Here is a 25553-nt window from a genome sequence, read left to right on the forward strand (position 1 = left end):
GGTTTATGGCGACGCTTGGGTTGAGCAGCGACGAGACATTTTCTGGTTATCAATCATTGGTAGCGAAAACGGTACGTACACGGCATTCAAAAATAAAGATGGTGGCATTTCAGTAAATCGTGGCTGCTTTCATGGAACATTAGAGCAATTTTCTGATGCTGTGAATGAGCGCCACACTGGCCAATTTCATCAAGAGTACCAATTAGTTATTGAATTGACGAAGGTTCGCTTGGGTGTCGGGGAGGCTGTCTAATGCAAAAACAATACTCCACCACTTTCCGCGAATTCATCACTCGCGATGACAACGGTCGTTATCACGTTCGCCTTGGTCCTCAAGTTTTTTCAACTGATTATCAGTTCAAAGATGTTCGTATCGAAGGTGAAAACGGAGGAACATCTGTAAGCCCTGACACGCTTCAAGCCAAACCATGGATCATGCGTAATTTGCGACATGAAGTAGGTTTTCAGCACAAAAAAGCAGTTGCAATCATGTTTGGCGATCCATGTTTTAGACGTGAGCGTTATTCAGCCAATCAGCGTATTGCCTATAAAAATGCGCTTTCTAACGGGCGCTAACTTCATAAATAGATAACGAATAATGAGGAATGAATAATGAGTATTGCAACATTAATTTTAGGCCAGTCTGGTACTGGCAAGTCAGCAAGTTTGAGAAACCTGAACCCGCAGCATGTGTTGCTAATTCAGGTCATCAAGAAACCTTTACCTTTTCGCTCACCAAACTGGACCTACATCACCCCCGACAATAAACAGGGTTCGATTCTTGTGTCAGATAACCCTCAATTCATTATTAATGTGATTAATGGCTCTAAACGTCCAATCATCATCATTGATGACTTTCAGTATGTCATGGCAAATGAATTTATGCGTCGAAGCACAGAAAAGAGCTTTGATAAGTTCACAGAGATTGGCCGCAATGCGTGGGATGTTTTTAATGCTGCGATTAATGCGCATGACCATAAACGCATCTATCTCTTAAGCCACACAGAAGAAGATAGCCAAGGCAAAACCAAGATCAAAACTATTGGAAAAATGCTTGATGAGAAAATCACCCTTGAAGGCATGGTGACGATATGTCTTCAAACATCAGTGATCAATGATCAGTACATCTTTCAAACCAAGAACAACGGTAGTTCTACTGTCAAAGCACCAATGGGTCTCTTTGAAGACGATCACCTTGAAAATGATTTGAATGAAGTGGATACCGCAATTTGCGAATACTACAACATCCCTGCTTTGTCTCAGCAACAAAACCATCAACAGCAACCAGCATAAGACTTTATTCAATTAGGAGTAATTTTTCATGAATCAGCAATACAAACAATTTGGCTTCAATCCTGAATCAGCTAAACAAGCTGATAGTAGTCTTCGTATCGAAGAGGCAGGAAAGTATGTTGGAATTATTAAACATATGGAGTTTATAACTGCCAAATCTGGTACCACGGGCTTTGAAATTGAATTTGAGACCGACAATAAAGAATCTGCTTCATTCTCAATCTGGACTGAGAAAAAAGACGGTACTCCGCTCGGTGGTGTTCATAAAATTAATGCATTACTTGCTTGTATTGGTGCTCGCGGACTAACCCCTACAAATGCACAGTTGGAAAAATACGATTTCGATGCAAAGGAGCGTGTAATGAAAAATTGCATCGTAGCACCTGAAGTGGCTGGTAAGCGTATTGGATTCTTGTTGCAACGTGAAAACTATCAAAATGATAGTGGGGATTGGAAATATCAAATGAATTTCTTCTCTTGCTTTCACGCTCAAAGCGAACTCATGGCCAAAGAAATCATAGAGCGAAAAACATCACCAGAGGCGCTTCCTAAGTCACTTTCTTCTTTAATGTCCAATCCAATCACCACACGCAAACCCAAGAATAACGGTGGGTATGGAGGAAATAATCAAGGATATGGTCAAAACAATGGTTATAACCAAGGTGGATTTGACGATTATTACAACGATGCGCCACCAGTACTAAATAACTCACAGCACGATGATTTTCCTTATTGAGATCTAGATTATGAATGCGATTATTTTAGACACTGAAACCAATAAGCTTAATGGTTATCCAATTGAGATTGCGTATACACCTTGCTCTTTTGAGCAAGGGGTTCTCAATATAAATCATGAAATGGTTTTTGATGAATACTTCTCTTGTCCTGAGCCAATTAGTCTTGGTGCGATGGCAGTACACCATATTTTGGAAAGCGATATTGCAGAAAAGCCTAGCTTTGAAACATTCAAACTACCAAGCAGTGTTGAGTTCATGATTGGTCACAATATTGATTACGACATCCAGGCCGTTCAACTTTGTGACAATACCGTTCAGGTTAAAGCAATTTGCACTTTAGCCTTATCAAGAATGGTGTGGTCAGATCTGGACGCGCACAATTTGTCAGCTATCTATTACCACGTCATGAATGACAAAGAATTGGCAAGAAAACACCTTCGCAATGCACACAATGCCAAGGCTGATATTTATTTTACTGGCGTCATACTCAAGCATCTCATTGATACCTTGGCCATCAAAGATATGCAGTCCTTGTACTTATTTTCTGAAAAGGCACGTGTTCCAAAAAAAATCACTTTTGGTAAGTACAAAGGTACAGCTATACACAAACTGCCAAAGGATTATGTTGTTTGGTTATTACGCCAACCAGACACAGATCCATATCTCCGCAAAGCCTTGGAAGGTTGTGCTTGATGAAATTTAGATACTCGTCGCAAAGCCGGACACTCATCGTGTTCGGCAGCAAAATGGATCACATCTTTGAAAACGTAAATGCATCTGAAATCGAATCATTGATTTGTGATGCAAAGTTTAAAGAAGCACGTTGGAGAAAATGAGCAACTATTTGCGCATAAACTTAAATAAATCATGTTTATGCGCAAAATTATTCTCAATAGGTGAATATATGGATAAATTATGGGCAGTAAACATCCCTGAGGAACCTGATTCAGCAGAAATGCTTTATCCGGTACCAAGTAAAGAAGTCGGTGAAAAATTGGTGGAACGATTGAAGAATGAAGCGATTCAAGTATTTCCTAAAGTGGGCCAATGCATTGCTGACTCAATCATTTTAGAAGAGTGGAACGGCTCACCGGAAGAACACACTAAATATCTTTCAGAAAATCAAAACTGGTGGGATGAAGAAACTTTTATGGAGCCGAGCCATGATTGATTCTAAAAATCCTGAAACTATTGAGATTCATGGCTACAGCACAATTCATAAACTTTGTAAATTCGCTGCTGACCGAGATATGGAAGGATGCACATTTACAGATATTGTTGATCGTGCTCTTAATGAGATTAATGCACTCAAAGCTCAGCTTGCGAAACTTGATGATAGATGGATAAACGTTCAACTCGAAGAGCCGCCACTTGATGAAACTGTACTGATTTGCTGGTCTGATTCACCAGATGTAGAAACTGAAAAGGACTATATGACAGTAGATGAAGATCTGAATCACTATTGGGCGAATTTTCATGAAGATAATCCCAGCCACTGGATGCCGCTACCAAAGCCACCAGTTAAAGAAGCTGAAGGAGGTTGATTATGGGAATTGCAATTGATTTAACAAATACTGAGCGTCGTATTTCAACTGCCGAGTTTGCTTTGAGAATGAATATTTCAAAAAAGGAACTTTATGCCAGAATTAATGACGGTCGTATCCAATCGCCAAAAAAAGATGGGCGAAAAAACTACTGGTTGAATAGTTATGTTTTAGAATGTATTGTTAGGCCAGATGACGACAAGATAAGTTCATAAAATACAGGTCGCAAATAGCGACCTTTTTCTTTCAATAAAAATAAATGTGAGTAATATTGTGAGTAATAAATAACAATAAAATAATTTTAATATTATATTACAACAACTTAACTCAACAATGATGACTTGCGTCCATCGTTATCATGGCAGCCGAACGAATAATATCACCATTTATTCGACAGATTTCATAAATAGCAGCAATAAAGAAAGCCTGACCATCTTTACGGCGCACACACCAGCGCTGGGGCTTTCCATCAATATATTTAGCTTCATAAAATTCGGTCACAGGGATGACACCAAAGTTACATTTAGTTGCCGCTTCAAAAAAACTTGAACGCTGCAATAATGTTTCACTACGTGCATTGTAGGTTTTTTTGCCTACGGCTAGATCTGTTGCCCATTTAGGAATTAAGCCAAACATCACTTCACGCCACTCCAGTCCTTGCTGTGACTTAAACAATAAAGGTAATTTATAGGCAGGATACACTTCCTCGATATACTCAAATGGAATCGGAGGTAAGTTGAGCGCTTGTAATTGAACAAGTGTTAACGGTTTAAAATTAGCACACATCTTTTAAAAAATTGTCTAAGCTCATATTTAAATGATGCCGATTTTCTATTTTTCAATAAAAAAGTCCCCGCAGGGACTTTTCTATCAACAAGTGATCAAATTAATCACCTGTATAACCTTTCAATTTTAAACGAGCTGCATGTAGCAAAGGCTCTGTATAACCTGAAGGCTGCTCAGCACCTTTGAAGATCAAATCAGAAGCTGCTTTAAACGCAATATCATTTACAAACTTAGGTGCCATTGGCGTGTATTCTGGATCATTTGCATTTTGACCATCAACCACTTTCGCCATACGCTCCAGAACTTCTTCAACTTGCTCTTTGGTCACAATACCATGACGCAACCAGTTCGCAACGTGCTGTGAAGAAATACGCAATGTTGCACGGTCTTCCATTAAACCTACATCATTGATATCTGGAACTTTAGAACAACCTACACCTAAATCAACCCAACGAACCACATAACCTAAGATACCTTGACAGTTGTTTTCAAGTTCTTTGGTAATTTCATCTGCTGTCCAGTTGGTATTTTCAGCCAAAGGCGGAGTAAGCAAATCATCAAGTGGTAAAGCTTGAGTATTGAGTAACTCTTTTTGGCGTTCAGATACATTGCATTGATGATAATGAATTGCGTGAATTACAGCACCTGATGGAGACGGAACCCATGCACAGCTTGCACCTGCTTCTGGATGCTCAATTTTGGTTTTATACATGTCTAATAACATATCTGGTTTTGGCCACATGCCTTTACCAATTTGTGCTTTACCACGTAAACCTGTTTGCAAACCAATCATGACATTACGGTTTTCATATGCAGGGAACCATTTTTGTCCTTTGATTTCGCCTTTACGAACAAATGCACCTGCCTCCATAAAGGTATGGATTTCGTCACCAGTACGATCCATGAAACCAGTATTAATAAAGATGGTACGATCTTTCGCCTGAGCAATACAGTTTTTCAGGTTTACAGAAGTACGACGTTCTTCATCCATAATACCGACTTTAAGTGCTTTAGCAGGCAAGCCTAATGCTTGTTCTACGCGCTCAAACAGTTCAACAGTAAACGCCACTTCTTCTGGACCATGCATTTTTGGCTTAACGATATACATAGAGCCTTTACGCGAGTTCTTTAATGTATTGTTGCCACGAATATCTGGAATCGTAAGTAAAGGTGTTACTAGAGCATCCATGATGCCTTCATAGATTTCTTTGCCATCGACTAAAATCGCAGGATTAGTCATTAAATGACCAACATTACGAAGAAGCATCAATGAACGACCATGCAACGTCGTTGTACCACCAATCAAATTCTTAATAACACGGTCTTCGCTGAGTTTACGCGTAACTGTTTTACCATTTTTCTCAATAGACTCTGTTAGATCACCTTTCATCAGACCTAACCAGTTACGATAGCCTTCAACTTTTTCTTCAGCATCAACCGCTGCGACCGAATCTTCTAAATCCTGAATTGTTGTTACGGCAGCTTCAAGAACTAAATCTTTGACCCCAGCAGCATCTGTTTTACCAATTGGGCTGTTTGCATCGATTTCAACAATGACATGCAAGCCATTGTTGAGTAATACCACTTCAGTTGGTGCTGCTTCTTCGCCGTTATAACCAACAAATGCTGATTCTTGCTTAAGCTTGGTTTGTGAGCCATCTTTTAAGGTCACTACTAGTGCTTTATTTTCAATCGCATAGTTGGTTGCATCGGCATGTGAGCCTTGTGCTAACGCAAATGTTTGGTCAAGGAAGTTTTTAGCAAAAGCAATAACTTTTTCGCCACGAACTGGATTATAGCCTTTACCTTTTTCTGCGCCGTCAGTTTCTGGGATAACATCGAAACCATAAAGTGCATCATACAAAGAGCCCCAACGCGCATTAGCTGCATTTAGGCTATAACGTGCATTACGTACAGGTACGACCAATTGCGCACCTGCAAGTAAAGCAATTTCTTCGTCTACATTTTCTGTTGTAATCTGGAAATCTTCTACTTCTGGTAATAAGTAGCCAATTTCTGTAAGGAAAGCTTTGTAAGCTTCTAATTCAAATTTGTTATTACGGTGCCACTCGTCAATTTTAGCCTGTAACTCATCACGCTTTGCCAAAAGCGTCGTGTTTTTAGGACTAAGATCAACAACGACTTGCTCAAAGTTTTTCCAGTAAGTTTCACTGTCCAAACCTGAAACTGGTAAAGCTTCATTTTCGATAAAGTCGTAAAGTTCTTTAGCAATCGCTAACTTGCCTTTTTGAATACGTGCCGTCATTGTCTTTCCTGATGTTGCTACTTTTTATAACAAGAGCTTCAAGTATACCGATTTATACTTTGCTGAATAGCAATATCACGCTGCTAAATAACAAGCATTTCAAAAACAAACTATCTTGTTTCAGTTCTCTATTAGCGTGAGTACTTCATTTCAGCACATTGAATACTCAATTACAGTTTATAAAGTTTTAAAAATGTCGAAATTAGACCTAAGTTAACATCGGCCTATTCGACTCCTTTTTCATAATGAACCATAGTTATAACAAAAAAATATGGCATTGAAAGCATAAGCTCAAATAAATTTGTACTTTATTTATAATGATTTTAAACCAAAGAAAAAGGCGTTCAATCTGAACGCCTTTTTCTTAGTTATTCTCTAAGTTCTGATGAATCTGTCTATGTTCAGAATGTAGATATTCATCTGACTGCATTTCAAGCAAACGTGAACGAGTACGTTCAATTTCGAAAGCCAATTTTTCACCTTGATATAAATCAATGATGGAATCCTGAGAAGTAAGAAGCAGTTTTACCCCACGATCATAAAATTCATCTACCAGATAAATAAAACGACGTACACCTTCAGATAAAGTATCGGTTAAATGCGGAACGTTACTGACTAAAACAGTATTGTACAAGTTTGCAATTTCAATAAAGTCTGCAGGACTACGCGGTTTAAAACAAAGCTCCGAAAATTCACACCATAGAACATCTTCAGTATGCCCCAACGTTTCTACAACACGATTATTAATGGTAATAGATTCATCAGAATAACCTTGAGTTTGGGTAATGGCTTTAAAACGCTGTGCCATCCAGATTTTAGTATCATCAGTGAGAGGATACTTAAAGAGTTGCGCTTGCTTGAGTACACGTAATCGATAATCGACACCTGCATCGACATTGAGAACCACACAATTCTTTTTCACCTGTTCAATTGCAGGTAAGAAACGATCTCGATGGATACCGTTTTTATATAAGCCATCTGGTGCAATATTTGAAGTTGCAATTAAGGTAATGCCACGTGTAAATAATTTTTGGAATAAATCGCTTAGAATCATGGCATCCGTAACATTGGATACAAAAAATTCGTCAAAACAAATCACAACCGCATCTTTATAGATTTGATCTGCAACTAAATCTAAAGGGTTACGCTGACCAGACAAACGATTCAGCTCACGATGTACATGTTGCATAAAATGATGAAAATGCATGCGCGTCTTACGGCGAAATGGAACTGAGTCATAGAATTGATCCATTAACCATGTTTTGCCTCGTCCTACACCACCCCACATATACACCCCTCGCGGTGCGGTTTGACGACGAAAACGACGAAATGCTTTTTTAGATGCTTTGTAACGACTAATGAGATCCTGCCAAACTCGCTCTAACTCATGTACAGCCTGTGCCTGAGCTTCATCAGGCATAAATTGTCCTGAAGATAACGCCTGTGCATAACGCTCTGCCGGAGATAAAGGAGAAAAAGCTGTACCATGAGGAGAGTTAAAGTTTGCCATATTTTCAAGTGCTTTCGGTATTGTGGGGAAAAGTATATCGAACATTCGACACGTTAAAGTAAAACTTTAGGCTATAGCAATCTTGGCTATTTTCCATATTGTCTTGGACTCTGCCCAAACCAACGTTTGAATGCATGATTAAATGCAGCAGGTTCTGAATAACCGAGTAACTCCGCAATGACTTCAATTGAATATTCCTTATATTCCATAAGCTTTAAGGCCTTATCTTTAATTAACTGTTCACGAATTTGTTTATAACTCGTATTCAGTTGTTGCAATTGATGTCTTAGCGTCCGTTCTGGAATATGTAATGCAATTGCAGTTTCCGCCATTGTAGGAATAACGCCCTGCTGTAGTTCAAGATAATCATGTACTCTTTGCACTAGATCAGATTCCTGCGTTTGATCATCATTTAAACGCTTAATTTCATCCAGACATTTTACTTCATATACACGGTGTGTAATTAAATCCGCAGACGGGATTTTTACATCTAAAACCGCTTCATTCAAACTAAAAACTGCATGATCTGCATTAAAATGCAAGTTATTGCCATAATAATGCTGATACTGCGCTAGCATATGTAAATTTTGCGGTTGCGGGAATGGCAAATCTACTCTAATTTCAGGCGCATCCAACCCCATCATTCTATAAATATCTAGAATAAATTTATAAGTCCCAGATATTTCACATTGTGCTCTTAATAATCCCATTTCTGTATTCAAATCAATAGGAGAATAAATTAAAGATGCATAGCCATTACGTTCGTCCAGACTTAATTGACCAAACAAATGAGTGAGCGTTTGATATTGAATACCTTTATATATAGCATTGCGAATACTATCCGCAGTGACCAATAGCATCAACAAAGGACCATAACCTGCTAGCGCATAATGCTGTCCAATATATAAACCTTGTTCAGCGGGAACATCCTGACTGATGATATGTTGAATATCCCACTCCAGACTATCATGAATGATGGAGTTGGGATTTAGCGCATCTACACGAATGCCAATATTGGCAAGTCGCGTATCGACATCAATACCAGAATTTCGCATTCCCTGTATTAAATACATCAGGCCGAGTATTGATCGCTTCATTATTGGGTCTATTTTTACCTTACCGTGATGTTGTACTACAAAGTTGTTCAAAAATTAATTGCCGATTCTATCAATTTTTATGTCGTTGTAATCATGTTAGCTGAAACAAAAAATGATTAATCTTATGTTCATTGTTTAAGCACAGGGTAAAGATGATGCATGAGTCAACAATAAATGCGATTCAAAAAACTAAAATAGCAATTATTGGTGCTGGATTTGGCGGTCTAGCGATGGCAATTCGCCTACTACAACAAAATATCCATGATTTTGTTATTTTAGAAAAAGCAGACGATGTAGGCGGAACCTGGCGTGAAAACCAATATCCTGGTGCAGCTTGCGATGTACAGTCGCATATGTATTCCTTATCATTTGCACCGAAATCAGACTGGTCAAAACGTTATGCTGAAGCTGGCGAAATTTTTTCATACATTCAAGAGATTACAGAACAATTTCAACTGAAGAAATACTGTAAATTTGAACATGAAGTCACACGTGCTGAATACGATGAACAACGGTTTCTCTGGACAGTTTCTTTTAAAGAACATGCCCCATTAGAAGCACAATTTGTGATTTTTGCCTCAGGCCCTCTGCATGTACCACAAATTCCACATATTAAAGGGATCGAAAACTTTAAGGGCAAAGTGTTTCATTCATCGCACTGGGACCATGAATATGATCTGACAGGTAAACGTGTTGCCTCGATTGGAACTGGAGGCAGCGCCATTCAATACATTCCTGAAATAGCCAAACAAGTCAAGCAACTGTATGTGTTTCAACGTACCGCTGCTTGGGTAATTCCACGTGATGAACGTCAATATTCAGGTTTAAGTCAATTATTATTCAAACGGTCTGATTTATTCCGCAAAATCCATCGCGCACGTTTGTACTGGAGTAATGAATCACGCGTAGTACCCATTGTTCAACCGCAAATTATGAAATATGGACAAAAACTTGCTGAAGCTTTTATTCGCTTTCAGGTAAAGGATAAAAATATCGCCAAAAAACTTACACCTGATTATGTCATGGGCTGTAAACGGATATTAATTTCTAATAAGTATTTTCCAACCTTTAACCGTAAAAATGTTGAGTTGATTACACAAGGCATTTCAGAATTAACGGCTAGCAGTATTAAAACTAAAGATGGTCATGAACGCGAAATAGATTGCCTGATTTATGGGACAGGGTTTATTACTGACCCACGTATTTATTTAAAACACTTTGACTGTATCGGAGTCAATAAACAAGAGCTTAAACAAGTCTGGAAAGATGCACCTGAAAGTTACTATGGAATGAGCACCAAAGGATTCCCAAATTTATTTCAATTGCTAGGCCCAAATACAGTTTTAGGGCACAACTCCGTCATCTTTATGATTGAATCTCAGGTAAATTACATTCTTCAACTCATTCAACTGGTTGATAAAACCCAAACTTTGGCAATGGAAGTTAAACCTGAAGTACAGGATCACTACAATGCTAAGGTACAACAACAACTTCAAGGTACAGTCTGGCAAGCTGGTGGCTGTGCGAGTTGGTATCAGGCTGCTGATGGCAAAAACTTTGCTTTGTGGCCAACCTACACATGGAAATATTGGTTAGAAACCCGCAAAGTGAATGCTTCTGACTATATTTTTCTAGGACAAAATAAAACAAAAGATAAAAAACGGCTTGCTGCCTAATCTTTTACCCTCATAATAAGTAGGTTGAATGCAATCTACTTATTTTATGCAATCCCTTATTTTAATTTTCCAAATTTTTATCGCAATTGGCTTAGGCTATTTTATAGCTCCTAAATTAAATCTAAAGATCAGGCATTTTATTTTTAAAATACTGCCTTACTTTTCTTATGTTCTTTTAGTCAGTGTTGCATTTGAATTTACCCAAGCTTTAACTCATTTACAGCACCCACAGCGAATTTTACCTACTGCACTTTTAATTGCAGCATCCACGTCAATTGCTTCATTTTATGTATGCTTAATTGTTTATAAAATTTTAGATGAAGACAGTGTACAAGGTCAGATTTCACTGCATTTATTTCTAAATGCCTTGAAAAATATCAGTTATGCCTTTATTGCACTTGGTTTGGGCGCTGCTTTGGGCTTCGTAACTCATCATTTTCAGCTCAATATCATATTTAACAGTTGGTATTTACTTTTAGTTTTTATTTGTTTTATTGGTATTGAGCTTGCTTATACTCACTTTGACCGTTCTTGGGTGAGTTGGAAGATTCTTGTAGTACCACTAGCAGCAATCATCGGCTCAATCATTGCAGCGTTTTTTTGTTATGTCATATTAACTGGATACAAATTGAATGAGGTGATTGCCCTATCGCAAGGTTACGGTTGGTATTCGATGTCTGGGATTTTATTTACCAAACTCCATTCAACTGAACTTGGTGGAATCGCTTTACTCACCGACTTATTTAGAGAGATTTTTGCGATTCTTTTAATGTATTGTTTAGGTTGGCGTTTCCCCCGCTCTGCGATTTCCAGTGCAGGTGCAACGTCTATGGATGTAACTTTAGCGATGGTCAAACAATCATGTGGCACACATTATGTACCACACGCCATGATGAGCGGAATTATATTAAGCTTACTTGCACCCTTGCTTATCACGTTTTTCTTAATGATTTAATTCAAAGACGCCAAAATACTTTTTAACATTTCATTTGGATTTTCAGCTTTGGTAATCGGTCGACCAATCACTAAATGCGTTGATCCATCTAGCATTGCCTGTTTTGGTGTCACAATACGTTTTTGGTCATCTGCACTAGAACCTTCTGGACGAATACCTGGAGTCACCAACGAAAATTCTGATCCTAATAACTGCCTTAACATTTTGGCTTCTTGAGCAGAACATACAACACCATCCAAACCGCTCTCTTTTGTTAATTGTGCCAAACGTTTTACCTGTTCAAAAGGTTCAATATCTAATCCGATATCACGTAAGTCTTCTCTTTCCATTGAGGTTAAAACCGTAACCGCAATCAGTTGAGTTTGATAATTACCTGCTTTTAAACGTTCTACACAAGTTTCCATCATCTTACGGCCGCCCGAAGCATGCACGTTGACCATCCATACCCCCAAGTCAGCTGCCGCACAGACGGCTTGTGCAGTTGTATTTGGAATGTCATGGAATTTAAGATCTAGAAATAGCTCAAACCCACGATCCTGCAAAATTCTGACAGTTTGTGGCCCATCATGAGTAAAAAGCTCTTTACCAACTTTTACACGACATAAAGCTGGATCAAGTTGATCCACAATTGTAAGGGCATCTTTTTGGCTTTTAGCATCGAGGGCAACAATGATACTCAAGAGACTTTTCTTCCGATAAAATAAAGCCCATATTATAATGGGCTTTTATTTTCATTGTTAGTATTAACATCCAATACTGTTTTTTCATGCTTGGTATTGGCAGCTACTTGAGCAGCAGCAACTTGCGCCATTTGAATCTGCTCTTTACGAAGATGATCGATATCCTTCCTGAGACGCTTAATTTCCCAACCTTTTTGAATCACTTTAAACATTAAAACACCCAATAAAAGTCCAATGACTATACCAAGTGCCAAAGTGATTAAGAGTAACAAACCCAAACGCATCGCTGGTATTTGTGTAAATAGCAAATCTACAGAAAGTTCCGTGCTATTTTGTAATACCAAAGCAAGCGAATAACCAAACAAAACAACGAGTAATGCGATTAAGATAATACGCATAAGCACCTCATTTTTATTAATTCTTAATTGTTATTTTGCAACAACTTCGTTTACTGCATCACGAAGTGCCTTACCCGGTTTAAAGTGGGGTACAGCTTTTGCTGCAACTTCCACTGATATACCCGTTTTAGGGTTACGCCCTAAACGAGGGTCACGGTGGTGCAATGCAAAACTACCAAAACCACGAATTTCGATGCGATTATCCGTTGATAAAGCTTCGATCATTTGATCAATCATGATTTTTACGGCTTCTTCTACCAAGGGTTCTGCCAAATGAGGATTCTTTAAAGCAATACGCTCAATTAAGTCAGATTTATTAAGTGCTTCAGTCGTCATTGATGACCTCTTTATTTCTTACTCGTTTTCAATGACTTTTATAATAACCTGTTTAAATACAAAACGGTAGCGCAGTACACTAATACTACGCTACCGTTTACAGTAAATCGTATAAAAAGTACGAATTAGTTACACTAATGATACTTTTTATTGAGGCTTACTTCATTTGTGCTTTGATCAAGTCACCAATCGTCTTAGGACCATTGTCTTGAGACGTTGTTGTTGTACGAAGATTCGCAACTGCTTCTTTCTCTTCAGCTTCGTCTTTCGCTTTGATAGACAAGTTGATAGAACGAGATTTACGGTCTACGTTGATGATTTTCGCTTCAACTTCTTGACCAACTTCTAAGAACTTAGTTGCATCTTCAACGCGATCACGGTTAATTTCAGATGCTTTCAAAGTCGCTTCAACTTCGTCAGCCAATTTAACAGTTGCGCCTTTTGCATCAACAGCAGTTACAGTACCTTTAACCAATGCACCACGTTCATTCGCTGCCAAGAAGTCATTGAATGGATCGCTGTTCAATTGTTTAATACCAAGACTGATACGGTTGCCTTCAGCATCTACAGACAAGATAACAGCTTCAACAGTGTCACCTTTCTTGTAACGACGAATAGCATCTTCACCTTGTTCGTTCCAAGAGATATCAGACAAGTGAACTAGACCGTCGATACCGCCAGGTAAACCAATGAAAATACCGAAATCAGTGATTGATTTGATCGTACCAGAAACTTTTTCACCTTTGTCGTGAGCCTTAGCAAACTCTTCCCATGGGTTAGCACGAGTTTGTTTGATACCAAGAGAGATACGACGACGTTCTTCATCAACTTCAAGAACCATAACATCAACTTCATCACCAATCTGAACAACTTTAGATGGGTGGATGTTTTTGTTTGTGTGATCCATTTCAGAAACGTGTACAAGACCTTCAACGCCTTCAGCGATTTCAGCGAAACAGCCGTAGTCAGTTAAGTTAGTTACACGTGCTTTAACGATAGAACCTTTAGGGTAACGGTTCATGATCGCTAACCATGGATCTTCACCAAGTTGTTTAAGACCTAGAGAAACACGGTTACGTTCACGATCAAATTTAAGTACTTTAACAGTAACTTCTTGACCTACTTCAACCACTTCAGATGGGTGCTTGATACGTTTCCAAGCCATATCTGTAATGTGAAGAAGACCGTCGATACCACCAAGGTCAACAAACGCGCCGTAATCAGTAAGGTTTTTGATTGTACCTGTAACTGTTTGACCTTCTTCAAGCTGAGCAAGAAGTGCTTCACGGTCAGCAGAAGATTCAGCTTCCATAACAGCACGACGAGATACAACAACGTTGTTACGTTTAGCATCAAGTTTGATAACTTTAAACTCTAACTCTTTACCTTCAAGGTGAGTTGTGTCACGGATCGGACGAGTATCTACAAGTGAACCAGGTAGGAACGCACGAACTGGACCGATGTCAACAGTGAAACCGCCTTTAACTTTACCAGAAATAACACCAGTAACGATTTCGCCATCTTCAAAGATTTTTTCAAGTTTGGTCCAAGTTTCAGCACGTTTTGCTTTTTCACGTGATAAAACAGTTTGACCCATACCGTTGTCAAGCGCTTCTACAACGACGTCAACAGTATCACCAACTTGAACTTCAAGTTCACGTTGTTCATTTAAAAATTCAGCACGGTCAACTACGCCTTCAGATTTAAGGCCAGTGTCAACAGTTACCCAGTCACTATCGATGCTAACAACAACACCTTGGATGACTGCACCCTTTTCAACGTTGAGGTTTAATTCACTTTCTTCAAAGAGGGCTGCAAAAGATTCGGTCATGATATACCTGATAAAGTCAGCGGTCTTGGATCAGACAAGGCCGGTTTAGTTAAGTTTCCACATAGTCCGTAATAAACTGATCTAGCTATGCTTTAACTGATTTAAAAAATCGGTTAGGCTTTTATACGTTGATCAATGTAATCCGTCATTAACTGAAAGACTTGATCGATATTCAAATTTGAACTATCAATCTGATAAGCGTCTTCAGCTGGACGTAATGGCGCAACTGTTCGTTGCATATCACGTTGATCACGCGACTGTATATTAGCCAAAATGTCGCCTATTTTAACATCTAGCCCCATTCCCTGCAACTGCTTTACTCGACGCTCTGCGCGTGACTCGGCAGAAGCAGTCAAATAAATTTTGGCCTGTGCTTCTGGAAAAATGGAGGTCGCCATATCACGACCATCAGCAACTAATCCGGGCGCTTGAATGAACGCACGTTGCCGATCAAATAAAGCTTTGCGCAGTTCTGGTACAGCTGCGACCTGCGATGCAAACTCACCTACACGTTCTGTACGAATGGTTTGGGTGACATCTTCACCCTCTAGAAGAATAGCTGTTGCTTCATCTTTTGTTTCAAATTTAATATTGAGATGAGTTGCCACTTCTACACATTCGCTTAAACGTGTAGACAATGCATCGAGTAAATTTTTTTGATGTAAAGACAGCCCAAGCAATCGATATAAAGCACCTGAATCCAACAGATGAAAACCATAATGTTGTGCCAGTTTTGCAGCAAGTGTCCCTTTACCTGACCCACTTGGCCCGTCGATTGTAATAATATGAACTGTCATTAAAACCCTACTAAGCGATCGATTTTGCTAATTTTGAAAAGCCTAGTGTAATCGCTGCTTTAAGTTGTGCAAGAATTAATTTACTCACAAATGGAATTTTCGCAGTCAACTCAATGGTATAAGTCACCAATGTTTTATTCGGTGCAACTTGTTGAAAATCGATTCGACCAAGATGATGTTTGATTAATGGATTATCGATCAATTTATATTCGATACGCTTATTTTCTTCAAGTAAAGTAATTTCTTCTTTTAACGGTTTAAATGGCCCAAATCCCATACGGCGCACGGAACCCAAACCATCTGGACGTTTAGGATCTGCCGAGTCTTTGACTCTAACCACTTGAATGGGTGCAAAGGCTTGATTATAGGTTGCATGTTTCGACAAAAGATCAAAAACCTGCTCAATTGGTGCATTGAATTCTTTTTTTATGGTGATGGCATTCATAATATCTCTCAAGATGAAAATGACAATTTATATTGTCAAAAATACATTAGCTAAACATCTTACAGGAATCAAGAGATCGTGAATGATTGTTTTTTGTCAATTAAGCAAGTACAAATTTATTCTGTATCACTTTTTAAAGGGTTAAAATTTTGCATCCGTTCGTTACGCTTTTGTTCTCTACGTTGTTTAAAGAAATGACTAAGCTGTTCCGAACATTGCTGTTGCATACAACCATAATCTACAACGAATTTATGATTGTAATAGCCTGAATCTAACAATTGACGCGCACTGATTAAAGACCCTGCTTTTGGCTCTGTCGTTGCAAAAACGACTCGATAAACACGTGAGTGTATTAATGCACCTACACACATGGTGCACGGCTCAAGTGTCACATACAGAGTTGCATCGGCAGGTAACCGATAATTTTGAATGGTTTCGCATGCCATACGAATTGCACGAATCTCAGCATGTGCGGTTGGATCATTTAAAGAAATGGGTGCATTATAGCCTGAGCCAATGACTTGATTATGGCTCACGATAATTGCACCAACAGGAATCTCCCCTTGCGATGCAGCCAATGCAGCCTGCTCAAAAGCAAGCTGCATCCAATGTTCATCAGAATAAACCTGTTCAGACATAGCTTTAGCTGATTACACCATAATGCTTAAGTAACTGGTTCCAGCTTTCAATATTGGTCACAGGCGGATGATCACCCAAAATGCCTTTTAAACTGAAATCTTGAGTGTCTTTCCATGCAGGCGACAAATCTTTATCGACTAGACGCGCGCGAACACCTTCCACAAAATCGGAATGGCGAATTTTCCAGTCAGAAATCTGCGCTTCAAGTTTAAAGACTTCATCCCAAGCATGAACCTGTTTACCCCATTGCCATAGCAGCCATGTTATTGCTGCTGTACTTGGAGAACCTTTTTGCAAGTTTTCACTGGCTTGGCGTAACCAGTCACTACGGGCCTCATTTAGACCAATAATTGCTTGATAATCCTGCTCAAAACTTACACCTCGACAAACACTATGAATAACATCCAAAGAGTTTTGTAAGGGTCCTGCCGCAACAGGTCGATGTAAACTATTTAAGGTATCATCAATTGCTCTAAAATCACCTGCTGGGTAGTGACTCCAGTCTATATCAGTGACTTTTTTCAGTACATTATCACGTTGAGCATCACAAATATGCGTCGCCCAACCAATGCTATATGCACCAGCCGCCGTCATAATTGAACCTGTTAGTCCTGTAAACAGACCAATAGGACCACGATCTGCTAGAAAACGACTTGCACCGACATCTGGATAAAGACCAATATTAATTTCTGGCATTGCTAAACGCGAATATGGTGTCACCAGACGAAATGGTGCAGCCATAAATAAACCTAAGCCACCACCCATGACATAACCTTCACCCCACACAATCACAGGTTTAGCATAGTTATGCAGTAATAGGTCTAGCGCGTATTCCTGCTCAAAGAATTGATTGGCGGTTTCGACTTCATTATTAATCACCAACTGGCGAAGCTTACGAACGTCTCCCCCCGCACAAAAAGCTTTTGGTGTGGTGGAATCCAGCCAGATTGCCTTAACATCATTGTCATTATGAAAATCTTCAAATACATGCAACAGTGCAGTCGCAATCGACTCATCTAAAGCATGTAAGGATTTAGGGCGATTTAGGCGAACAATACGCCAACCATTTTTTGCCTCTTCGACAATAAGGTCTGGGTGATAACGAGTTACATCGGGAGAATTTGTCATGCGTCCAACTGCCAATCTATAGGCTCAATGCCATTTTGTTTCAAATAATTATTCGTCTTTGAAAAGACTTTACAACCAAAAAAACCGCCACGATTCGCTGCAAGTGGCGATGGATGTGCTGCGGTGAGTACCAGATGTTTATTGCGATCAATACGTTGTCCTTTACGTTGTGCATAAGCACCCCATAAAATGAAAACAACACGCTCTCGCTGTTCATTGAGCACATCAATGACATGATCTGTAAATTCTTCCCAACCACGTTTTTGGTGCGATGTGGGTTGTCCAGCTTCAACAGTGAGCACACTGTTTAAAAGCAAAACACCTTGATTTGCCCATTTAGTCAAATCGCCATGCGTTGATATAGGCACACCTAAATCGGTATGTAACTCATGAAAGATATTACGCAATGAAGGTGGTAAGGCAATGCCACGCTGTACAGAAAAACTCAATCCATTGGCTTGATTAGGCCCATGATAGGGATCCTGCCCCAAAATAACGACTTTCACCTGATCTAAAGGCGTGGTGTTAAGTGAGTTAAAAATCTGCTTACTCGGCGGATATACAGTTTTTTGTGCCTGTTTTTCCTGCACTAGAAAATCACGCAACTGATCCATAAGCGGACTTAACAAAAAGTCTGCCAGTGAATATTTCCAACTTTGTTCTAACTGAACTTTACCCAGTTTATCCTGCTGTTGCTCAGTTAATTGCATTATTCCATCCTGAAAACAATCGATTACCTTTTTAATCTTTAGCTACTTAAACTGTAACTTGCAACTCTACTTTTGGGTTTTGAAATTTAGTACCACGTTTTAATTGTTTATACATTTCTGGATCTGACCATTCTGATCTGACTTGTTCTGAAAATTCGATACTTTCCAGATCAAGCTTACCCATTTGTATATTTTCAATATCTTCTAAAAAGCTTTGCGCGTAACCCGTATCAGTTTCATGCACAATCACTGAATAAACTTCAACATCACCTTCACCATTTTGGGTTTCCGTTGATTTTAAAACCTGTTGTGCCAAATAAAAGAAAATACGTGAAAATTGTTCTGCTGAAGGTGAAACAGGTAAAGCCACCCATCGCGCACTAAAAGTTTTGCATGCCTGAATATACTCAGCGCTATCATCTTGCCAGAAACAAATCGCATGATCAAAACTATCAAATAATTCTTTAATTACACCTTTAAGTAGACCAAAGTCATACACCATTTGCCCATGATCAAGCTTGGAAGCTTTAAGGATCAACTCAACTTTATAGCTATGACCGTGAATCGAACGTTTACAACGATCCGATGTACAATTTCGCACAATATGAGCATTTTCAAACTTAAATAACTTTCGGATTAACATGCGCCAAATTAAAAATAATGATCAACAGATTTTAATTATAAAGGAAAAAGTCGGAGCTTTACATTGATTTTAACGTTAATAGCAATAGTCAAAAAGTATCAGAGACTTTATTTTTGGGCTAATTTTCAAGCTTTAATGCACAAATGCTTCATTTAAAAAGGAGCTAAACTACGTGAATATACAAAGACCTGTTTATCTTTACGCATAAGGTAACTACTGAATTGGCGCTTACGCTCACTAAGCATCACATCTATACGTGCCTGAAAGTAATTAGATTTCACATCCAATAAAGACATCACGCGCTGTTTATTTTCTGGATCAATATTTTTAAAAGCCTCCAATGACCAAAGATCATTAACACTCTTAAAATATTCCATTTTGGCAAATTTTGCTTTGAGCTGATCATTAATCGCGTTCTGATCCAATTTTTCATCAATGCTGGCCAAAACCGATGCTGGAGCGGTATTAATATTAATTTTAGTGGCTTGGTTAGAAGGCAACGCACTAATATAAGGTCTGATTAAATCAAAGTTTTTTCCTTCGAAACCACGCACCTTTTTCAACTCTTCGATACTATGAAACTGCGTATTTGGGGCAAGATAAGGCTGCTGTAATCCCTGATAATAGGTACTTTCTGCACCCATTGCACCTATGGTTTGATCATCTGGATCTTGCCAATCAATCACCGCTTGACTTAAATCGGCGGGTAAACCTACACGAACCAGTAACTTTTCAAACCATTTACGAACATTCTCATCAGGTGTTCCATCTGCCTTAACCAAATTATTAAGATTGAATTTACCAGACTCATCCTGTAAATAACCTGAAACATATCCATCTTCAACAGGAAAAGCTGGCATTGGTTTTGCCCATGTTTCGCCCATATGATCAACTTGCGCACTATCTTGTGCATCTTGCACCAACAACTCTGAAAAAAAAGCTTCTGCGCTTTTGGCATACAATAAGGACTGATTCTGTCGCATTAAATAAGCTGTATTTTCAGCTGTATTGCTTTGTCTTTTTGCAATGGTTGCCGCCAGAATTGTAGCCAATGCGACCATCACCAGAATCGTAATCAGCGCAATACCTTGTTGATTTTTTATGCGGTTTCTCATCATGACGATTAATTCTGTCCAATCTGATTAGTGGAATTGTTATTGGTATTATTCGTTGAATTATTATTGTTCCCTGATGCATCATTTTGTTGTTGATTTAAAACAATAGCTTTACTGTCCAATAAGCTGTAAATCCATTCATAGTCCGTACCAGCGATCGTAACATTGATTTTTAGACCCGCGGGTAGAAGTTTTAAATTGGAAACTTGTGTTAAATCTGAGCTAGCATCAGGCCATTGATTGACATTTTGAGGATTTAACACATTGATTTGAAACTGCTCTACATTTTTAAGCAGAATACTCGACTGCGGTTGTACACTATTGGGTAGATTCAAGTCTGAATATTTTAAACGATACACCACTTTCTGCGAAGCATCATATCGGTATTCAATCCGCTCATAAGGGGATAAACCCTGCCCTAAAGGATCAGTCACACCAGCCTTACTAAATTGAAGTACATTGTTATTTAATGATAATGCTGGACGAATTTGCCCACCCATATTTGCAGTAAGCGGAATAATTTGCAAACTATCTCTTAAAATTTGTTGATAGCCATTTTGTAAAATAAATAATTGTTCTTCGTGCTGAGTGTTTCTATCTTTGGTTTTTATAAGATAATCAAAAACTTTCCATCCCAATGCAGACAATACCGCAAATATTGCAATTGCCACCAATAACTCAACCAACGTAAATCCTGAGGTAGGATTAAATCGAGCTAAGCTCGATCCTGCCGCAAGACGAGAAGCTTTGCTTCGAGTACGAGGACTAACAAAGCGAAGCTTTGTCCGAGCGCAAGGCGAGAAACTCTGCTGTTTTAAACGGTAAGGTTTAAACTGAGTAATACAGCGTCTAAAAGGAATTACTTCAAAACATGATTGATTATTTTCTTTTATTTTCATTGTGTTTTTACTTGTTGAGGATAATTAAAAAACACAACATTGGTAATGCCAGATTCGACCTTACCTTGTTCATTATTAAATAAACTGACTTGTATCTCAACGCGTTGTACATTGGGGCTGATGGTAGATTCAGAACGTTTATCAATTTGCCATGTTTCACCCTGAGACGTGATTTGCTTAGACTCAGTTCCAGTCAACCATTGTTTATTAATTTCCATTTGAGCCGCTTCATTCATGGCAACAAACTGACCTTTAGTTCTTAAAATCGCATTTGCAGTAGACTGGGTGTATTGCATGCCCACTTTAGTAACAGCAATAGCTGCGACTGCAAAAATAGCCAAAGCCACCATGACTTCAAGTAACGTAAATCCTGAGCGAGGACTAACAAAGCAAAGCTTTGTCCGAGCGCAAGATGAGAAGCTATGCTTCGAATGGCGAGGACTAACAAAACATAGTTTTGCCACTGCGCAAGATGAGAAGCTATGTTTCGAGTGGCGAGGTTTAAATCGAGCAACGCTTGATCCTGTCGCAAGACCGAAAACTTTGTTTGAGGTGTAAGTCTGAAGAAGACAAGGCATGAAACCAGAATTGGGTTTTTTAGTTTTCATTAATATTACCCAGATGATCGACCTCAATTGGATCTCCAACTGGGTTTTGTTCAAAATAAAATTGGATTCTTACTGGTTTTACCTCACCATTTCCAAACCAAATTAATTTCGGAGCCTGCTGATTAATAAGGTCTTGTTGAGTTGCATTTTGATAGTTTTGATCGACAGATTCAATATTAAAAGCCACTCTTTCAGGTAAAATTTTTACAGAAAACTCTGGATAACGTTGCCATTTTTTTTCTTCTTGAATAATTGTTTGCTGACTTTGATCCTGATATTCCATTAATTCATAACTAAACGGTGCAACATCTGTCGCATTATGCGTTGATAAAGCAAAAATTCGAGACTGATCTACAGATTCTTTATTTATTTTTTTTAAATCCAGAATAAAAAACTCACGTGCCTGCATCGCTTTTCGCTGATCGACACCACTGATATTTAATAAAATCAACGAAGCCAAAATCGCAATAATGACAATGACGACCATCAATTCAATCAACGTAAATCCTGAGGCAGGTTTAAATCGAGCAACGCTCGATCCTGCCGCAAGGCGAGAAGCTATGCTTCGAGTATGAGGATGAGCGCAAGACGAAAAGCTCTGCGTGGAGTGGTGAGGATTAACAAAGCGAAGCTTTGTCCGCCGAGCGCTAAACAAGAAGCTTTGCTTCAAATGCTCATTCTGATTAGGCATATTGTTCTTGAATAAACTTAGGCATTGCTAAAGCTTGATCAATATAGGCGATACGTAAAGTATCTCTTGAACCCAGATAACGCTGATAAAAACTCGAATTTAAAATAGCCGCAGCTCCATGTGTGAGCGACCAAATTCCAGCCAAATAATCACGAGTAATCATTGAGCTTTGGATTGACTCCAAATAAGTATCTGTCTTGCCAATAATAATGCGAAGTCGTTTTTTACGAATCTGATAAAGCTCTTGAAAAAGTTGCTGAATGCCTTGTCCTGTCGTAGACAAACGTTCTTCGATTTGATGAAACATAACCGTCCGTTCAGGATGATGCAAATGATGCAACATAAAAAAAGCCAAATGCTCCTGAAAGGTTTTTTCTGTATCTTGAACCATTTCGAGCAGCATTTTTTCATTGCGAATAATGAGCAAAATATAAAGCTCATCTTTACTTTGAAAGTGCTTATAAAGCGTGCCTTTCGCCAGATCAAGCTCCGCTGCCAAAGCATCAAGGGTCATGCCTGCTTCGCCATTTTCCAATAGGAGTTGTTCTGCGACCTGAAATATCAATACTTCTCTTGCTCGAAACTGAGCCTGACGATCCATCTTCACGCGATAACTCTCTTACTTTAGCTTTCGTTCAATTCAACTATTTCATATTCAGAAGATTTTCAAAGTTTTGGCAAGTAATAGCAGCCATTTCTTCTACAGGTTTATCATATACTTCACTTAAAGCTTTAGCTACAAATGGGACATATTTTGGTTCATTCGATTTGCCACGATAAGGCACAGGTGCCAAATAGGGACTATCTGTTTCGATTAACACACGATCCAATGGCACCTGTTTAGCGACATCCCGTAAATCTTGTGCATTTTTAAACGAAATAATGCCCGAAAAGGAAATATAATAGCCACAATCCAAAGCTGCTTTTGCTGTTTCCCAATCTTCTGTGAAACAATGCAAAATGCCATGTGTCGATTGCTCGGCACGGATAATATCAATGGTATCCTGCTTGGCCGAACGAGTATGTACCACCACAGGTTTTTTCACAATTTTAGATGCCGCAATATGCCGAGCAAAACATTGCTTTTGTTCTTTTACAAATTCAGTACTGTGATAATAATCTAGTCCTGTTTCCCCCAATGCCCAAACTTTATCCGTTTGTGCTAAATCCACTAAAAATTCGGTTGTAGCTCGTGCCATTGTTGCCGCATCTTCACAGGGATGCACACCAACGCTATAACCAACATCATGATGTCGAGCCGCAATCTGAGCGAGCTGAAGATGATCATCCAAATCGACTGAAATACTCATAAATTTGGATACACCCGCTTGACGCGCCTGTGCCAAAGCCTGATCCAGATCGCCATTATAAGCTGTCAAATCCAGCATAGTGAGATGACAATGGGTATCTACAAACACAACTTTTTCCTATTGTTACATGGTGAAATTAGGACGATCAGAAACACTACCTGCCAAAAGCTTTTCCGCTTCATTTTTATAGTAGATCCCCTTTTCGCCACTCAGTTGAATCGCAAAGCCATGCGGTTTAACCCCGGTTTGTTTACGTGAAATCCAGATCACTTTTCCCGTTAATGGAATTTTTTGCGACTGTTCAGGCAAAGTTGCAAGTACAAACACTTCATCACCCAATTTTACCGCCTGCTTGGAAGGAATAAATAAACCACCACCCTGTACAAAGCTCATATAACTGGCTTGTAAAGTTGCACGATCAGGAATATTTAATTGAATAATTCCGCCCATCATACGTGGTTCCATTTGATTTTCCCCTTATTCAACGTTCATTAATTTTATAAAAAGTTGATCCAACACCAAATTGCTCTGCACGTTTTGCTCAACCAATTGTTTCGCATGTTGTATTTGTGCATAAATTTCAAATAATTGCTCAAGTGTATAAGCTTGTACAATTTGATCAAAGGACAGATCAATATTCTTGATTGACTGATTTAGCTTGACACAAATTAGGTCGCCCAACAAGTATTCAAACATCGGAATAAAATCATTAAAACCAAGTTCTTTTGACCATTTTGTTGCAAGAATCATCGGTTTATTCTTTTGTGTGACTAAATTTGTCCAATCTTCTAGAAAATTAGCACGTTTGTTTAGCCATTCACTTTGAGCCAATTGCACAGCACTTAATGGCATGCCACCTGATAAGTTCAATAACAAACTCACTTGCTCCGCTGAAAGTTCAGGTTGCTCAGTTTGAATATATTGCTGCGACTGTTCAGGTGAAATACGATCTAGCGCAAAATGTTGTAACCGACTGCGGATCGTAGCAGGGAGTTTAAGATAATGATCTGCCAATAAAATTAAAATAATACGCTCACCTGGTTCTTCCAGTGTTTTTAAGAGCGCATTTGATGAAGCAACATTCAAAGCTTCGGCAGGTTCAATCACAATGACACGCCAGCCATCTACAGTTTGTTGTACGAACGGCAACAGCTCACGTATTTTCTCAATTTTTATCTTGGCATTTTGTTTTTTATTTTCTTCATCAGTAGTGATGTGGACATAATTGGGATGCGTATCAGATTTGAGCCACTGACAACTAACGCATTCTCCACAGGCAGCTTGAGGCTGCTTGTTTGAACATAAAATCCATGCCAAAAAATGCTGTGCAAATTCATGTTTACCACAACCATTCTTTCCATAAAACAAAAGCCCATGACCGACTTCAGGGAAACGACTAGTTAAGGTTTCCCATACATTTTTTTGCCATGGATATACGGTCTGCATCAAATGATCCAAA

Annotated in this window: 31 protein-coding genes and 1 pseudogene; 10 read left to right on the forward strand and 22 right to left on the reverse strand. The window is 38.9% G+C overall.

Features of this window, described 5'->3' with window-relative positions; all coding sequences use genetic code 11:
• The 8 genes from A7A69_RS16620 to A7A69_RS10610 all read left to right on the forward strand — a co-directional run.
• Window positions 1-253, forward strand: a 253-nt coding sequence (locus tag A7A69_RS16620; protein ID WP_206669009.1) for a hypothetical protein, incomplete at its 5' end; no start/stop codon positions are given.
• A complete protein-coding gene (locus A7A69_RS10580; protein WP_151675584.1) occupies window positions 253-576 on the forward strand; it encodes a hypothetical protein in 324 nt (107 codons plus the stop codon). The genes A7A69_RS16620 and A7A69_RS10580, both read left to right, overlap by 1 nt.
• Window positions 577-612: 36 nt before the next feature.
• Window positions 613-1293, forward strand: a complete 681-nt coding sequence (locus A7A69_RS10585) for an ATP-binding protein (RefSeq protein ID WP_151675585.1) — start codon at window positions 613-615, stop codon at window positions 1291-1293.
• 28 nt (window positions 1294-1321) lie between these two features.
• Complete coding sequence (locus tag A7A69_RS10590) at window positions 1322-2029, forward strand: hypothetical protein (RefSeq protein WP_151675586.1); 708 nt, start codon at window positions 1322-1324, stop codon at window positions 2027-2029.
• A gap of 10 nt (window positions 2030-2039) precedes the next feature.
• Window positions 2040-2723: a putative quorum-sensing-regulated virulence factor gene (locus A7A69_RS10595; protein WP_151788590.1), complete on the forward strand. Its 684-nt coding sequence runs from the start codon at window positions 2040-2042 to the stop codon at window positions 2721-2723.
• Window positions 2724-2934: 211 nt separating this feature from the next.
• Window positions 2935-3201 (forward strand): hypothetical protein, encoded by a 267-nt coding sequence (locus A7A69_RS10600; protein WP_152877454.1) that lies wholly within the window; start codon window positions 2935-2937, stop codon window positions 3199-3201.
• A complete protein-coding gene (locus tag A7A69_RS10605; RefSeq protein WP_228268136.1) occupies window positions 3194-3574 on the forward strand; it encodes a DUF551 domain-containing protein in 381 nt (126 codons plus the stop codon). Before A7A69_RS10600 ends, A7A69_RS10605 begins: the two co-directional genes overlap by 8 nt.
• A gap of 2 nt (window positions 3575-3576) precedes the next feature.
• Entirely contained in the window at window positions 3577-3789 is a 213-nt protein-coding gene (locus A7A69_RS10610; RefSeq protein ID WP_048763524.1) for a hypothetical protein, read from the forward strand.
• A gap of 118 nt (window positions 3790-3907) precedes the next feature.
• On the opposite strand, the pseudogene A7A69_RS10615 reads toward A7A69_RS10610, so the two are convergent.
• The 4 genes and pseudogenes from A7A69_RS10615 to A7A69_RS10630 all read right to left on the reverse strand — a co-directional run.
• A pseudogene (locus A7A69_RS10615) lies at window positions 3908-4360 on the reverse strand (SOS response-associated peptidase family protein); the annotation flags it as partial.
• 100 nt (window positions 4361-4460) lie between these two features.
• Entirely contained in the window at window positions 4461-6626 is a 2166-nt protein-coding gene (locus A7A69_RS10620) for a malate synthase G (RefSeq protein WP_152877456.1), read from the reverse strand.
• Window positions 6627-6990: 364 nt separating this feature from the next.
• Window positions 6991-8136 carry a cell division protein ZapE gene (gene zapE / locus A7A69_RS10625; protein ID WP_120368982.1) on the reverse strand — a complete coding sequence of 382 codons (1146 nt, stop codon included), beginning with the start codon at window positions 8134-8136 and terminating at the stop codon, window positions 6991-6993.
• 86 nt (window positions 8137-8222) lie between these two features.
• Entirely contained in the window at window positions 8223-9233 is a 1011-nt protein-coding gene (locus tag A7A69_RS10630; protein ID WP_120368981.1) for a helix-turn-helix domain-containing protein, read from the reverse strand.
• A gap of 155 nt (window positions 9234-9388) precedes the next feature.
• Between A7A69_RS10630 and A7A69_RS10635 the strand changes: the two genes are divergently transcribed.
• Entirely contained in the window at window positions 9389-10909 is a 1521-nt protein-coding gene (locus A7A69_RS10635; protein WP_152877458.1) for a flavin-containing monooxygenase, read from the forward strand.
• Between the two features lie 46 nt (window positions 10910-10955).
• Window positions 10956-11864: a LysO family transporter gene (locus A7A69_RS10640; protein WP_152877459.1), complete on the forward strand. Its 909-nt coding sequence runs from the start codon at window positions 10956-10958 to the stop codon at window positions 11862-11864.
• Here the strand turns inward: A7A69_RS10640 and pyrF are convergent.
• The 18 genes from pyrF to A7A69_RS10730 form a co-directional block, all read right to left on the reverse strand.
• Complete coding sequence (gene pyrF / locus A7A69_RS10645; protein ID WP_120368978.1) at window positions 11861-12544, reverse strand: orotidine-5'-phosphate decarboxylase; 684 nt, start codon at window positions 12542-12544, stop codon at window positions 11861-11863. The two genes, A7A69_RS10640 and pyrF, sit on opposite strands and share 4 nt — an antisense overlap.
• Window positions 12545-12576: 32 nt before the next feature.
• On the reverse strand, window positions 12577-12942 hold the full coding sequence (locus A7A69_RS10650; protein ID WP_120368977.1) for a lipopolysaccharide assembly protein LapA domain-containing protein: 366 nt from the start codon (window positions 12940-12942) through the stop codon (window positions 12577-12579).
• Between the two features lie 30 nt (window positions 12943-12972).
• Window positions 12973-13278 carry an integration host factor subunit beta gene (locus tag A7A69_RS10655; RefSeq protein ID WP_120368976.1) on the reverse strand — a complete coding sequence of 102 codons (306 nt, stop codon included), beginning with the start codon at window positions 13276-13278 and terminating at the stop codon, window positions 12973-12975.
• A gap of 157 nt (window positions 13279-13435) precedes the next feature.
• Window positions 13436-15109 (reverse strand): 30S ribosomal protein S1, encoded by a 1674-nt coding sequence (gene rpsA / locus A7A69_RS10660; RefSeq protein ID WP_120368975.1) that lies wholly within the window; start codon window positions 15107-15109, stop codon window positions 13436-13438.
• 113 nt (window positions 15110-15222) lie between these two features.
• The gene (gene cmk / locus A7A69_RS10665) at window positions 15223-15906 is read right to left on the reverse strand and encodes a (d)CMP kinase (protein ID WP_152877461.1); all 684 of its coding nucleotides are present in this window, start codon (window positions 15904-15906) and stop codon (window positions 15223-15225) included.
• Window positions 15907-15916: 10 nt separating this feature from the next.
• Window positions 15917-16354 carry an SRPBCC family protein gene (locus A7A69_RS10670; RefSeq protein ID WP_171406704.1) on the reverse strand — a complete coding sequence of 146 codons (438 nt, stop codon included), beginning with the start codon at window positions 16352-16354 and terminating at the stop codon, window positions 15917-15919.
• A gap of 113 nt (window positions 16355-16467) precedes the next feature.
• On the reverse strand, window positions 16468-16989 hold the full coding sequence (gene tadA, locus A7A69_RS10675) for a tRNA adenosine(34) deaminase TadA (RefSeq protein WP_120368972.1): 522 nt from the start codon (window positions 16987-16989) through the stop codon (window positions 16468-16470).
• 4 nt (window positions 16990-16993) lie between these two features.
• Window positions 16994-18118 (reverse strand): enoyl-CoA hydratase/isomerase family protein, encoded by a 1125-nt coding sequence (locus A7A69_RS10680; RefSeq protein WP_120368971.1) that lies wholly within the window; start codon window positions 18116-18118, stop codon window positions 16994-16996.
• Window positions 18115-18828 carry a uracil-DNA glycosylase gene (gene ung, locus A7A69_RS10685; RefSeq protein ID WP_152877463.1) on the reverse strand — a complete coding sequence of 238 codons (714 nt, stop codon included), beginning with the start codon at window positions 18826-18828 and terminating at the stop codon, window positions 18115-18117. The genes A7A69_RS10680 and ung overlap by 4 nt, the downstream gene beginning before the upstream one ends.
• Window positions 18829-18874: 46 nt before the next feature.
• Entirely contained in the window at window positions 18875-19471 is a 597-nt protein-coding gene (locus tag A7A69_RS10690; protein WP_152877465.1) for a 6-pyruvoyl trahydropterin synthase family protein, read from the reverse strand.
• A 152-nt stretch (window positions 19472-19623) separates the two neighbouring features.
• Entirely contained in the window at window positions 19624-20589 is a 966-nt protein-coding gene (gene gspK, locus A7A69_RS10695; protein WP_152877467.1) for a type II secretion system minor pseudopilin GspK, read from the reverse strand.
• Between the two features lie 5 nt (window positions 20590-20594).
• Window positions 20595-21485 carry a GspJ family type II secretion system protein gene (locus A7A69_RS10700; protein WP_171500809.1) on the reverse strand — a complete coding sequence of 297 codons (891 nt, stop codon included), beginning with the start codon at window positions 21483-21485 and terminating at the stop codon, window positions 20595-20597.
• The gene (gene gspI / locus A7A69_RS16625; RefSeq protein ID WP_241675246.1) at window positions 21482-22093 is read right to left on the reverse strand and encodes a type II secretion system minor pseudopilin GspI; all 612 of its coding nucleotides are present in this window, start codon (window positions 22091-22093) and stop codon (window positions 21482-21484) included. Before gspI ends, A7A69_RS10700 begins: the two co-directional genes overlap by 4 nt.
• A complete protein-coding gene (locus tag A7A69_RS10710; protein WP_421721591.1) occupies window positions 22083-22655 on the reverse strand; it encodes a type II secretion system protein in 573 nt (190 codons plus the stop codon). The genes gspI and A7A69_RS10710 overlap by 11 nt, the downstream gene beginning before the upstream one ends.
• Window positions 22656-22776: 121 nt before the next feature.
• Window positions 22777-23385 carry a TetR/AcrR family transcriptional regulator gene (locus A7A69_RS10715; protein ID WP_152877695.1) on the reverse strand — a complete coding sequence of 203 codons (609 nt, stop codon included), beginning with the start codon at window positions 23383-23385 and terminating at the stop codon, window positions 22777-22779.
• A gap of 43 nt (window positions 23386-23428) precedes the next feature.
• Window positions 23429-24202, reverse strand: coding sequence for a TatD family hydrolase (locus A7A69_RS10720; protein ID WP_120368965.1), 774 nt, complete (start codon window positions 24200-24202; stop codon window positions 23429-23431).
• Between the two features lie 15 nt (window positions 24203-24217).
• Window positions 24218-24559: a PilZ domain-containing protein gene (locus tag A7A69_RS10725; protein ID WP_152877471.1), complete on the reverse strand. Its 342-nt coding sequence runs from the start codon at window positions 24557-24559 to the stop codon at window positions 24218-24220.
• A 12-nt stretch (window positions 24560-24571) separates the two neighbouring features.
• The gene (locus A7A69_RS10730; RefSeq protein WP_152877473.1) at window positions 24572-25540 is read right to left on the reverse strand and encodes a DNA polymerase III subunit delta'; all 969 of its coding nucleotides are present in this window, start codon (window positions 25538-25540) and stop codon (window positions 24572-24574) included.
• Window positions 25541-25553: the final 13 nt, after the last annotated feature.

The sequence above is a fragment of the Acinetobacter guerrae genome (genome assembly GCF_009372255.1).
Taxonomy (GTDB): Bacteria; Pseudomonadota; Gammaproteobacteria; order Pseudomonadales; family Moraxellaceae; genus Acinetobacter; species Acinetobacter guerrae.

Coding starts and splice junctions, on each gene's coding strand:
- A7A69_RS10715 (WP_152877695.1), bottom strand. CDS start 23,385: ATGGATCGTCAGGCTCAGTTTCGAGCAAGAGAAGTATTGATATTTCAG.
- A7A69_RS10595 (WP_151788590.1), top strand. CDS start 2,040: ATGAATGCGATTATTTTAGACACTGAAACCAATAAGCTTAATGGTTAT.
- A7A69_RS10700 (WP_171500809.1), bottom strand. CDS start 21,485: ATGAAAATAAAAGAAAATAATCAATCATGTTTTGAAGTAATTCCTTTT.
- zapE (WP_120368982.1), bottom strand. CDS start 8,136: ATGGCAAACTTTAACTCTCCTCATGGTACAGCTTTTTCTCCTTTATCT.
- A7A69_RS10690 (WP_152877465.1), bottom strand. CDS start 19,471: ATGTTAATCCGAAAGTTATTTAAGTTTGAAAATGCTCATATTGTGCGA.
- rpsA (WP_120368975.1), bottom strand. CDS start 15,109: ATGACCGAATCTTTTGCAGCCCTCTTTGAAGAAAGTGAATTAAACCTC.
- A7A69_RS10650 (WP_120368977.1), bottom strand. CDS start 12,942: ATGCGTATTATCTTAATCGCATTACTCGTTGTTTTGTTTGGTTATTCG.
- A7A69_RS10635 (WP_152877458.1), top strand. CDS start 9,389: ATGCATGAGTCAACAATAAATGCGATTCAAAAAACTAAAATAGCAATT.
- cmk (WP_152877461.1), bottom strand. CDS start 15,906: ATGACAGTTCATATTATTACAATCGACGGGCCAAGTGGGTCAGGTAAA.
- A7A69_RS10580 (WP_151675584.1), top strand. CDS start 253: ATGCAAAAACAATACTCCACCACTTTCCGCGAATTCATCACTCGCGAT.
- A7A69_RS10630 (WP_120368981.1), bottom strand. CDS start 9,233: ATGAAGCGATCAATACTCGGCCTGATGTATTTAATACAGGGAATGCGA.
- A7A69_RS10600 (WP_152877454.1), top strand. CDS start 2,935: ATGGATAAATTATGGGCAGTAAACATCCCTGAGGAACCTGATTCAGCA.
- gspI (WP_241675246.1), bottom strand. CDS start 22,093: ATGAAAACTAAAAAACCCAATTCTGGTTTCATGCCTTGTCTTCTTCAG.
- A7A69_RS10585 (WP_151675585.1), top strand. CDS start 613: ATGAGTATTGCAACATTAATTTTAGGCCAGTCTGGTACTGGCAAGTCA.
- A7A69_RS10620 (WP_152877456.1), bottom strand. CDS start 6,626: ATGACGGCACGTATTCAAAAAGGCAAGTTAGCGATTGCTAAAGAACTT.
- gspK (WP_152877467.1), bottom strand. CDS start 20,589: ATGATGAGAAACCGCATAAAAAATCAACAAGGTATTGCGCTGATTACG.
- A7A69_RS10605 (WP_228268136.1), top strand. CDS start 3,194: ATGATTGATTCTAAAAATCCTGAAACTATTGAGATTCATGGCTACAGC.
- A7A69_RS10655 (WP_120368976.1), bottom strand. CDS start 13,278: ATGACGACTGAAGCACTTAATAAATCTGACTTAATTGAGCGTATTGCT.
- A7A69_RS10730 (WP_152877473.1), bottom strand. CDS start 25,540: ATGCAGACCGTATATCCATGGCAAAAAAATGTATGGGAAACCTTAACT.
- A7A69_RS10590 (WP_151675586.1), top strand. CDS start 1,322: ATGAATCAGCAATACAAACAATTTGGCTTCAATCCTGAATCAGCTAAA.
- A7A69_RS10640 (WP_152877459.1), top strand. CDS start 10,956: ATGCAATCCCTTATTTTAATTTTCCAAATTTTTATCGCAATTGGCTTA.
- A7A69_RS10725 (WP_152877471.1), bottom strand. CDS start 24,559: ATGGAACCACGTATGATGGGCGGAATTATTCAATTAAATATTCCTGAT.
- tadA (WP_120368972.1), bottom strand. CDS start 16,989: ATGTCTGAACAGGTTTATTCTGATGAACATTGGATGCAGCTTGCTTTT.
- ung (WP_152877463.1), bottom strand. CDS start 18,828: ATGCAATTAACTGAGCAACAGCAGGATAAACTGGGTAAAGTTCAGTTA.
- A7A69_RS10680 (WP_120368971.1), bottom strand. CDS start 18,118: ATGACAAATTCTCCCGATGTAACTCGTTATCACCCAGACCTTATTGTC.
- A7A69_RS10610 (WP_048763524.1), top strand. CDS start 3,577: ATGGGAATTGCAATTGATTTAACAAATACTGAGCGTCGTATTTCAACT.